Source organism: Phenylobacterium sp. (assembly GCF_037968635.1).
In the GTDB taxonomy this organism is placed as follows: Bacteria; Pseudomonadota; Alphaproteobacteria; order Caulobacterales; family Caulobacteraceae; genus Phenylobacterium.
This window is the reverse complement of the sequence record NZ_JBBKVV010000043.1, coordinates 23,160-29,900: the sequence shown is the minus strand read 5'-3', so window position 1 is coordinate 29,900 and position 6,741 is coordinate 23,160. Positions and strand designations below refer to the sequence as shown.

Sequence of the window (6,741 nt, the reverse complement as noted above, 5' to 3'; positions counted from 1 at the left end):
TGGGCGTGCGTCGGTCGCAATGCGGGGACCTGTTCCGGTCCCACTTCGGCGCGGCCTTCCCCTTTGAGGCCTTCCACGCCAGTTGGCGCCTCCACTTCTGGCGGGTCGCCGAAAACAGGGTCGCCATGAAGCCCGGCGTCCCCGAACTTCTGGACCTCCTGGACCAGGCGCGGTTGCCGCGCGCCATCGCCACCTCGTCCTCGGCGCCAACCGTCGCGCGTCACCTGACCACCCACGGCCTGACCGATCGCTTCGACCAGATCGTCTGCCGGGGAGACTACGAGCACGGCAAGCCCGCCCCCGATCCCTTCCTGGCGGCCGCCCGACGGCTGGGGGTCGAGCCCCGGTTCTGTCTGGCCCTTGAGGACTCTCCCATCGGCGTCCGCTCGGCCTCGGCGGCGGGCATGATGACCGTGATGGTGCCCGATCTTCTCGAACCCACGGAGGCGCTGGCCGCCCTGTGCGTCCTCGTCGCGCGCGATCTGCATCAGGTCCACGACCTGGTTCAGGCGAGTTTATGAAGGGCAGCCTTCCTGGCGCAGATACCAGGCCAGGAACACGCGGGCGTCAATCCGAGGCGAACTGCGGCGCCGGCATGTCCGCGAACAGGATCGGTTCGACTCTATCGGTCCCGCTTGCCAGGGTCCTGGCCCACCAGCCGACATCACGCCAGGCGCCCTGTTTGAAGCCGACCTCGGGATAGAGGGCCACCTGACGGAACCCCATCGCCTCATGCAGGGCGACACTGCTGGCGTTGGGCAGGGCGATTCCGCCGTAGGCCATATGCAGGCCCTGGGCCTCAAGCAGCGCAAGCAGCTCGCCATACAGCCGTCGGCCGACCCCTTTCCGGTGGACGTCAGACCGGGCGTAGACCGTGACGTCGCACGACCAGCGGTAGGCGGCCCGCTCGGCGTGCGGCGAACCATAGGCATAAGCGACGACCTCGCCGGCCTCCTCGTGCACCAGATAGGGATGGGTCCGCAAAATCCGACCCATCCGCTCGGCCATCTGGGCAGGGGTCGGGGCGACCTCCTCGAAGGAGATGACCGTATCGCGGACGTAAGGGCCGTAGATCTCCGCGATCGCTTCGGCATCCTCGATGCACGCGACTCTGATGCCAGCCATTGATCCCCCATCTGCTAAGGCGTAGACGTTCGTCTCAGATAGTAGATAGAGAGTCAATATAGTGGATATCGAAGCCCAGCTTGCGCGGCGGATCGCCGACCTCAGGGCGCGCCATGGCTGGACTCTCGCCGAATTCGCCGAGCGTTCCGGCGTCTCCAAGTCCATGCTGAGCAAGGTGGAGCGGCAGGAGGCCAGCCCCACGGCGACCATCCTTCTGCGCGTGGCCGCGGCTCTCGGCCTCACCTTGGCGGAACTCATGTCCGAGCAAGTGGCGTCCGCCAGGTTCCTGCAGAGGGGTGACCAGCCGAGCTGGACCGACCCCGCGACCGGCTACGAACGTCGCCAGGTTTATCTGAGCCCCGCTATGCCGCTGGAGCTTGTCGAGGTGCACATGCCTCCGGGAAAGCAGGTCGCCGCCGCCGCATCCTCCTACGCCCTGATCCGGCAGGTGGTCTGGGTTCTGGAGGGCTGTCTGGTCATCCAGGAAGGCCCGCAAAGCACAGCCCTCACAGCCGGCGACCGCCTGGAGTTCGGCCCACCCTCCAATGTCGTCTTCCGCAACGATAGCGCGGAGGTCACCCGCTATCTCGTTGCCGTGCTGCGGGGATAGGATTGGGGGTCACCGCGCGGGAACCACCCGCCCCCGGATCATCTGGATCTGCCCGCGCTCCTCTAGTTCCAGCGCCGCGTCGAAGCTCATCCCCTCCAGGGTCGCGTCGAAGGTGCGCTTGGAGATCCGCAGGGCGTCGGGGCCGGCCTTGAGCATGGCCGTCGCCAGGCGCTCGCCCTCGGCGGCCAGACCCTCGTCAGCGATCACCTTGGACACCAGGCCCACGCGGGCGGCCTCCTCGGCGTTCATCGGCTCGCCGGTCAGCAGCATCTCGCGGGTCCGGGATATCCCCATGGTCCGCTGCAGCCGCCAACTCACCGCCAGCTCCGAGCCCGACAGCCCGATCTTGATGAAGGCCGGATGGAAGGCTGCGCTGGCGCCGGCCACGATCACGTCGGCGGCCAGCGCGATGGCCAGGCCGCCGCCCGCCGCGGCCCCGTGCACCAGGGCGATGATCGGCTGCGGACAGGCGCGCATGGCCTTCAGCGTGTCGCGCCGCATCCAGTCGCCGTTCGGCCCGTCCCGCAGTCGGTCCGGCTGGCCGCCGGCCTTGAGGTCCGCGCCGGAGGAGAACGCGCGCCCCGCCCCGGCCAGCACGATCACCCGGCACGCGGTGTCACGGCGCCGGGCCTCGAAATAGGCCAGCAGGGCGTCCGACAGCGGCTGGTTCAGCGCGTTCAGCCGCTCGGGCCGGTTCAGCGTCACAAAGTCGGTTTCACCCCGCCGTTCCACCAACAATACGTCTTGATCGGCCACGCCGGCCTCCCTGTCCTTGTTCCGCCCGAGGGGTCCCGGACCTTTGGAGGGATCAGGCACGGGAGTCCTTACGGAAGTCACCGAGAATATCCGAGAGCCGCCGTCACCCGCCCTGCGTGGCGCCCTCCTCCGCCAGCAGGTCCAGCGCCACCTCCAGCACCGCCTCCAGCCGCCCGGCCTCGCGGTCGGTGCGCGCCGCCTCCCGTGGCGTCAGCTCCTGCCCGCACACCAGGTCGCAGGCCGCCAGCAACACCGGATGCTGGTGCAGCCGCCGGCGATAGAGGGCCAGCTTGGCCGCCGCCGCCACCCGCGCCTCGGCCTGGGCCAGCACCTCGGTCAGGCTGGTCCCCTGCGGGTTGTCGCCATGCTTGATCTCCAGGCTCGAGCCGATCGCGGTCCCCGCCTGGGCGCGGCGGTAATAGGTCCCATAGCGTTCGCCGGCGCACTTCTGCTGGTCGTTCAGCCGTCCCTGGCCGACCAGCCACTCCAGCCCGGCCTGCCGGCGATGCGGCTTGCGCGGCGTGGCCGGCGCCTCGATGGCCGCGCCTCGGGCCTGTGACAGGGCCACCGTCTCGGCGATCCCCTGCGTGACCGCCAGGGCCTCCGCCCTAGCCTTGCCCCGCCGCTCCAGAACCAGAAGACGCTCGCGCTCCAGGCGCGCCAGATGGGCCGTACGGCTCATGCGCGGAAACTCCCTCTGTAGGAATGAAGACTCAGCCCCTGGCCGGGGCGATCATCGGCAGGCAGACCGCCACCCCGTCACGCCCGATGCGGCGCTCGGAGAAGGCCCAGAACCCGCCCGCCGCCAGCACCGCCGCCACATGGGCTTCATGCCGCGCGAACTTCGGCAGCTGGCTGTCGCCTGCCCCCCGCGCGGTCCGCGATTTGAACAGCTTCTCGAACCGCCGAGCCTGCCAATCCTCCAGGCCCAGCTGCGTCCTGGCGCGGAGGGGTGACGTCCCACTTTGACGTAGGGCTGCGTAATCTTGCCCGTCGGCGGGCCTTGGTATGGCGATTTCCCGTTGCATGTATAAAACATACGGAACATACCGGGAACGGGCAACATGAATCTGTATTTTCTATACAGACTTTCCACTGTAGGTTTCGCGCCATGGACGAACGCTTCCAACGCCTCCGCGTCGCGCGCACCGAAAAGGGCTTCGACACCGCCGCTGCGGCCGCTGAAGCCTTCGGCTGGAACCGCAACACCTATGCCTCCAACGAGAATGGCAACGCCCCCTTCTCCTATCGCAAGGCCAAGGACTATGCGGCCGCCTTCGGGGTCCGCCCAGAGTGGCTCTATGACGCCTCGGGCGCCATGCGGCCCGGCGCGGGTCCGGGCCTGGTCAAGGTGATCGGCCGGGTGGGCGCCAACCCGGAAGGCGTCGTGCTCTTCGCCACCGGCCAGGAGGCCGACGACCTGGCCCCAATCCCGCCTGGGGGAACGGAGAACGCCGTCGCTCTCCAGGTCTCGGGCCACTCCATGCGCGGCCTCGCCGACGACGGCGCGCTGATCTATTTTGAACACCAGCAGACGCCGCCGACCCCCGACATGCTGGGCCATGTGGTGGTCGTGGAGACCGACACCGACGAGGTGCTGGTCAAGCGCCTGCTGCGCGGCAGCGAGCCCGGCCGCTTCGACCTGGAGAGCCTGGCCGGCCCCACCCGCCACGACGCCCGCCTGCGCTGGGCCGCTCACATCACCGCGATTATCCCGCCCTACCAGGCCCGCCGGATCATCCTCCGCGGGTGACTCACCCCCAGGTGGTCCGGCCTTGCGAGAAATCTCAAATTCACCTTGGTGGATTTCTGTAGATTTTATACACTTTTCCGATGAAAAGCCACGACCTTGAGCTGATCGACCTCCTGACCGCCGAACGCGCCCGCGATCAGGCCCGGCTCAGTTGGGGAGCCCGGGAGGCGCGGCGGTCCAGCGGCGTCGCCTGGTCGGGCATGGCGCCGGCCCCCTGCCTCCCACGTACCGACGACGCCCTTCTCGACGACGCCCGCGCCAAGCTCGCGGCCCGGCGGCGTTGGCGCGAGAGCGCCCAGGGCCGGTTCGTCAGCGCGGTGGCTCAGGTCCAGAGCGCGGCCCGGACCGCCCACGCCACCGGCGAGCGGGCGCGCGACGCCGCAGCCCGTGATTTTTGGAGTGAGCGTCAGACTTGCGAGGCCCTGGCCCAGGATCTGCGCCGGCAGGCCATCGCCCTGGCCGCGGGCGTCCGCGCCGCCCGTCGGGCGCTCCGAGGCGCTCTGGAGCCGTAGCGGCGCCTGCCGCGCCGGCACGGCGCCTCGGCTTGACCGCTCCGATCCGCGAATATAGGTAGTTCGCCAACCTAACTATATATTCACGGGACTCGATGCCCACTTCCACCGACGACCCGGTCACCCTGGCCGAAACCCTCCGCCCCGCCCTGTTGCGGGTCTCGCGCCGCCTGCGCCAGGAGGCCCAGAAGGCCGGGGTCTCGGCCCTCGACGCCCTGCTGCTCAACCAGATCCGCCGCAATCCCGGGGTCGGCGTCTGCGATCTGGCCGACAACGAGCAGCTCTCCCGCCCCACCATGAGCGGCCATATCAAGCGCCTGGAGGCCGCCGGCTGGATCGCCCGCGCCGACAGCGCCACCGATGGGCGCCGCTCGGGCCTCGCCATCACCCCGGCGGGCCAAGCTCAGCTCGACGCCATCCGCCAGCACCGCAACGACTGGCTGGCCGCTCGCCTCGCCAAGCTCCCCGAGGATGCCAGCCGCCGGCTCGACGCAGCCACGGGCCCCCTCCTCCAACTGCTGAGCCTCGAGGCATGAGCGAGGTCGAAGGCCCGGTGGAAGCCCAGGCCGCCCCTCCCGCCGGCGGCGGCGGCGTGCGCGGCTGGATGATCCCGGCGATCATCGGCTCGGCCATGCTGATGCAGACCCTCAACGCCACGGTGATCTCCAACGCCCTGCCCACCATGGCCAAGGCCCTGGATGAGGATCCGCTGCGCCTGAACCTGGCCATCACCATGTTCCTGCTGGCCTCTGCGGTGTTCCTGCCCATCAGCGGCTGGGTCGCCGACAAGTTTGGGGCCAAGCGCATCTTCATGATCGCCATGGTCCTGTTCGCCCTGTCCTCGGCCGCCTGCGGCTTCGCCCAGGACCTCAACCAGCTGGTCATCGCCCGCATCTTCCAGGGCATGGCCGGCGCCATGATGGGCCCCGTCGGCCGCCTGGTTCTGCTGCGCACCACGCCCAAGAGCGAGCTGGTGGGCGCCATGTCGGTCCTCACCATGCCGGCCCTGCTCGGCCCCGTCATCGGCCCCGTGGTCGGCGGCGCCATCGTCACCTTCTTCGACTGGCGCTGGATCTTCTTCATGAACCTGCCCATCGCCGTCGCCGGGGTCCTGCTGGTCCGTGCCTATGTCCCCAATGTGAAGGAGCAGGACGTCTCGCCCATCGACTGGATCGGCATCCTGCTGACGGGGCTCGGCCTCGCCGGTCTGATCCTGGGCTTTGAGAACATCGGCCGCGGCGCCATGCCCCCCGGCGTCGTGGCGGCCCTCTTCCTGGGCAGCATCGCCGCCCTGGTCGCCTACCGGTTCCACGCCAAGGGCAATCCCCACGCCATCATCGACCTGTCCATCTTCAGGCTGGTGACCTTCCGCGCCTCGGTGATCGGCGGCGCCTTCATGCGGGTGGCCATGGGCGCGACGCCCTTCCTGCTGGCCATGCTGCTGCAAATCGGCTTTGGCCTCTCGGCCTTCCAGGCAGGCCTGATGACCTTCATCAGCGCCGCCGGCGCCCTGGTGATGAAGACCACCGCCCCGCCGATCCTCCGCCGCTACGGCTTCCGCACCGTGCTGCTCGTCAACGCCGTCATCGTCGGCGTCAGCTTCATGGCCTATGGCCTCTTCGAACCCTCGACCCCGCACTGGATCATGCTGACGGTCCTCGCCATCGGCGGCTTCTTCCGCTCCCTGCAGTTCACCAGCCTCAATGGCCTCGCCTATGCGGAGATCGAGCAGCATCAGATGAGCCGCGCCTCGACCACCTCCTCCATGGCTCAGCAGTTGGTGCAGTCCATCGGCATCGGCCTGGCCGCCCTGCTGCTTCACACCCTGATGGTCTCGCAAGGCCAGACCCAGATGACCACCGCCACCATCGCGCCGGCCTTCGTGATCATCGGGGCGATCACCTTCATCTCGATCCTGTTCTTCATTCCCCTGCCCAAGAACGCCGGCGACGAGATGAACGGCCGCAAACCCGGCTAATCTCCTC

Annotated in this window: 10 protein-coding genes; 6 read left to right on the top strand and 4 right to left on the bottom strand. The window is 68.8% G+C overall.

The features are described 5' to 3' along the window. On the top strand, positions 1–521 hold a 521-nt coding region (locus tag AAC997_RS04485; protein WP_340644490.1), incomplete at its 5' end, for an HAD family hydrolase. 46 nt (positions 522–567) lie between these two features. On the opposite strand, the gene AAC997_RS04480 is transcribed toward AAC997_RS04485, so the two are convergent. Continuing rightward, entirely contained in the window at positions 568–1,125 is a 558-nt protein-coding gene (locus AAC997_RS04480; protein ID WP_340644489.1) for an arsinothricin resistance N-acetyltransferase ArsN1 family B, read from the bottom strand. Positions 1,126–1,186: 61 nt separating this feature from the next. On the opposite strand from AAC997_RS04480, the gene AAC997_RS04475 reads away from it, so the two are divergent. Then, complete coding sequence (locus AAC997_RS04475) at positions 1,187–1,735, top strand: helix-turn-helix domain-containing protein (RefSeq protein WP_340644488.1); 549 nt, start codon at positions 1,187–1,189, stop codon at positions 1,733–1,735. A gap of 9 nt (positions 1,736–1,744) precedes the next feature. On the opposite strand, the gene AAC997_RS04470 is transcribed toward AAC997_RS04475, so the two are convergent. The 3 genes from AAC997_RS04470 to AAC997_RS04460 form a co-directional block, all read right to left on the bottom strand. Next, a complete protein-coding gene (locus AAC997_RS04470) occupies positions 1,745–2,491 on the bottom strand; it encodes an enoyl-CoA hydratase-related protein (protein WP_340644487.1) in 747 nt (248 codons plus the stop codon). A 103-nt stretch (positions 2,492–2,594) separates the two neighbouring features. Then, positions 2,595–3,173, bottom strand: a complete 579-nt coding sequence (locus AAC997_RS04465; RefSeq protein WP_340644486.1) for a hypothetical protein — start codon at positions 3,171–3,173, stop codon at positions 2,595–2,597. Between the two features lie 31 nt (positions 3,174–3,204). After that, positions 3,205–3,519 carry a hypothetical protein gene (locus tag AAC997_RS04460; protein ID WP_340644485.1) on the bottom strand — a complete coding sequence of 105 codons (315 nt, stop codon included), beginning with the start codon at positions 3,517–3,519 and terminating at the stop codon, positions 3,205–3,207. 83 nt (positions 3,520–3,602) lie between these two features. Between AAC997_RS04460 and AAC997_RS04455 the strand changes: the two genes are divergently transcribed. The 4 genes from AAC997_RS04455 to AAC997_RS04440 all read left to right on the top strand — a co-directional run bounded on the left by AAC997_RS04455 (position 3,603) and on the right by AAC997_RS04440 (position 6,734). After that, on the top strand, positions 3,603–4,244 hold the full coding sequence (locus tag AAC997_RS04455; protein WP_340644484.1) for a S24 family peptidase: 642 nt from the start codon (positions 3,603–3,605) through the stop codon (positions 4,242–4,244). Positions 4,245–4,324: 80 nt separating this feature from the next. Then, entirely contained in the window at positions 4,325–4,756 is a 432-nt protein-coding gene (locus AAC997_RS04450) for a hypothetical protein (RefSeq protein ID WP_340644483.1), read from the top strand. A gap of 95 nt (positions 4,757–4,851) precedes the next feature. Beyond that, complete coding sequence (locus AAC997_RS04445; RefSeq protein WP_340644482.1) at positions 4,852–5,292, top strand: MarR family transcriptional regulator; 441 nt, start codon at positions 4,852–4,854, stop codon at positions 5,290–5,292. Continuing rightward, on the top strand, positions 5,289–6,734 hold the full coding sequence (locus AAC997_RS04440) for an MFS transporter (protein WP_340644481.1): 1,446 nt from the start codon (positions 5,289–5,291) through the stop codon (positions 6,732–6,734). The genes AAC997_RS04445 and AAC997_RS04440 overlap by 4 nt, the downstream gene beginning before the upstream one ends. Positions 6,735–6,741: the final 7 nt, after the last annotated feature.